This is a genomic window from Hydrocoleum sp. CS-953, assembly GCF_002260545.1.
GTDB lineage: Bacteria > Cyanobacteriota > Cyanobacteriia > Cyanobacteriales > Microcoleaceae > Trichodesmium.
The window spans coordinates 1-3,198 of record NZ_LGSU01000469.1 but is presented as its reverse complement, the minus strand read 5'-3'; the positions used below and the strand labels follow the sequence as shown (position 1 = coordinate 3,198).

Annotated in this window: 2 protein-coding genes; both read left to right on the top strand. The window is 34.2% G+C overall.

The features are described from left to right. Window positions 1-253: 253 nt before the first annotated feature. Window positions 254-1,408: a DegT/DnrJ/EryC1/StrS family aminotransferase gene (locus AFK68_RS04715; protein ID WP_094671796.1), complete on the top strand. Its 1,155-nt coding sequence runs from the start codon at window positions 254-256 to the stop codon at window positions 1,406-1,408. A 1,135-nt stretch (window positions 1,409-2,543) separates the two neighbouring features. Continuing rightward, window positions 2,544-2,906, top strand: a complete 363-nt coding sequence (locus tag AFK68_RS04710; RefSeq protein ID WP_094671795.1) for a DUF3110 domain-containing protein — start codon at window positions 2,544-2,546, stop codon at window positions 2,904-2,906. Window positions 2,907-3,198: the final 292 nt, after the last annotated feature.

Sequence of the window (3,198 nt, the reverse complement as noted above, 5' to 3'; positions counted from 1 at the left end):
CTGCTCTTGGTAAATCGGATTTGGTATAATTTAAAAATTGAGTTTATGTTTATATTAGAGTTGTTGGGAATTAAGCTAAAAAAATGGCTAAAACCCTTATTAGTCATCGCTTATAGCATTTTTCAACCAGAAAATCCTGAAAACTTTATAGAATAAGCTTTTGAGCATTGTTCAACTTTTATTTCCCAACAACTCTATTAAAGAAAATATATAGGCAAGTAGTATTGAATTTGAAATTTAGTAAATAAACAGCATGACAATAAATCAACAAATTAAGCCATTTTATTTCGATATTACAGATGATGAAATTCAATATTTCTTATCAGAATCTGAGAAAATTTTAAGGTCTGGAAAGTTGATTTTGGGCGAACATACCACGGCATTTGAACAAGCATTTGCTGAATATGTTGGTACTAAATACGCGATCGCTGTTAATAGTGGTTCGTCTGGATTAGAAATTATCTTACGCTTAAAAAAGGTGGAGGGAACAACTGTTTTAGTTCCTACCAATACTAACTTTGCTACTATTGCTATGGTGATTCGCGCTGGCGGAAAAGTTCAATATCTCGATATGGATGAACAAACATTTGCACCATCGCTAGCAATGGTAAAAGAGGCAGTAGAGGTTGGTAGGGGCTTGGTAACCAAGCCCCTACAGAAAATTTCTGGAGTTTTGTGGGTTCATATTGGCGGTGTAATTTCTCCTGAGTTTCCCCAAGTGGTGGAATATTGTCATCAGCAAGGGTTGTTTGTTTTGGAAGATACCGCTCATGCTCACGGTAGCAAAATCAATGGTGTCAGTGCGGGAAATTTAGGAGACGGTGCTGCTTTTTCATTTTTCCCTACCAAAGTTATGACAACTTGTGAAGGAGGAATGATAACTCTCAATAATGAAGAAGAAGACTATATTGCGCGATCGCTCAGAAACCAAGGAAAGCGAGGAATGGACTTTGGTGGTTTACATACAGACTTTGGGAATAGTATGCGCATCACGGAAATTAATGCTTTGCTAGGTAGAATTCATTTAGCAAAGTTGCCAGAAATGTTGAACAAAAGGCAACGAGCTTATGAATTAATTACAGCACCTTTAAAAGAAGCAAGTCTATCTTTTGTCTCTACGGAAAAAATGGATATAGCTAGTAATTATAAATTGATTGTTCATTTACCAGAGGGAAAAAACGCCAAAGAAGTAAAAACAGCTTTAGCAGAAGAAGGAATATTTTTAGGAGGAACAGTTTATGAAATACCTTGTCATCAGCAACCAGTTTTTCAAGGTATTTGTGAAGGTCAAAATTTTCCCATTGCCGAACGTTGGTGCCCAAATCATATTTGCCCACCTTTAACTTCTGGTATGACAGAAACCGATGCTCAACGAGTAGGAGAAGCTTTAGTTAGACATCTTAAATAGGGTTTGCTGAAGAAGTCTTTTTTTAGGAGTAGGGGATTCAAGAATTAAGAATTTAGAATTAAGAATTTAGAATTACCTCTCCTTGAAAAGAAGAGGTAAGCATTCAGCTATTAGCGGTCAGCTCATCCTACGGAATGCTACGCAAACAGCTTTTTATAGACCTTGCTTTTAAGGACAAGGTTTAAAAATGAAGCAAGTATTCATTTAACTTCTACCACATTTTCATGCTCCCTATTTTAGAAATCTCCCAATTGCTTTTTCCTTCTTTAAAAGTAATATAGCTGATAGCTGAATGCTGAATGCTGAATGCTTACAAGAAGAGGATTGAAAAACTGGAAAATTTTTATTTATTATCCCCTATCCAAGGGGAGGCTTTAAACCTTAATTATTCGGTAATTTTTTTGCTCAACGATGCGCCATAAATGCCGTTTTTTTTGATTTTTCGGGAACCGTGCATCAAGCAGCTCAAAACCAAGGTATTTTAAAGCTAAAATTGCTCAAACCTTTATCTGTTAATGCTTTGATATTTAATCGGCAAGCGCTAAATAGATATTTCTAGAAAAAAGGAAGTAGGGAGAAAGAAAAGAATTGATGAACAATAACGGGATAATTAATTTTATATCATGTCCGGTAGCATCGGTATTGTATAGCAAAGGTAGGGAACACTTAACTGGGAACAGGGAAGAAGAAGCTTTAAGAGAAGGAAAAATTTGATATGGCGGTAGATATTTTCCCAACTTTTACACGCTCCGATACCAACGGACATGATATTACTTCTTAATTATTGGAGATGTCTAATACCACTCGTGAAAAAAGAAGACTACAAAAAGGTAGGTCTTAATCAGATATAGTTAAAAACAGCTAATCTAATTCATCGTAGATAGTTATCTATAATTTTTTTTACCTTTTTTTTATATTTACCCATTCTTCCTTTTTTCGGAGAAGTTTTGATGTTGGTCNACAATATCTTTTAAAATAATGCCGAAAAGTAAAAAACACCTATAAAATTGCTATTTATGAAATATTCGAGCGCCTTCCCTACCTTGACAAACAAATTAATATAATTTTAGAGACATTATTCCCTTGTGTCTATTAATATATACAAAACAATTATCTATTTAAGTTAAGAAAGGTTATGCGAATATTTGTTTTACTATTTAATGCTCGAACTGAAAATGAGGGAATACATACAATTCAGATGGGCGATCGTAATAAGGTATTTATGTTTGAGTCTGAGGATGATGCGACTCGCTTTGCTGTGTTGCTAGAAGCTCAAGATTTTCCTACTCCCACAGTTGAGGAGTTTGACGAAGAAGAAATTATGGAATTCTGTAGGGGTGTTGATTATGATTGGGAAGTTGTGTCAGCAGGTGCTTTGACTATTCCCCCAGAAAATAATGTCGAAAATACTGATTGGCAATTGGAGCCAGATCAAACTTCTGAAAAGACTGAAACTGAATTAGATAAAATTAGGCGTCAATTGGAAGGTCTTTTATAACTCAAAAATTAAATATATTATCTGATTTACAAATAAATGAGGTTGCAAGAAATAAGCAATTTTTTCCATCTACAGAGCGATTTTGCAGGTTTATTTCTGGTTGATATTTTTGTCAAACTAAAAAAATAAGATGAATTTATCGTCGATTGACTGTCATTTTAATCTGATTAAATTAAAGCTATTTCTAACTGATAGATGGCTTGTGAATCTGAAGGAAGATAGAGAGAAACTACTGTTACTATTTGTGATTTGAATAAAACTATTTTTTTGATAATTTGTCAAGGTTTAGTAT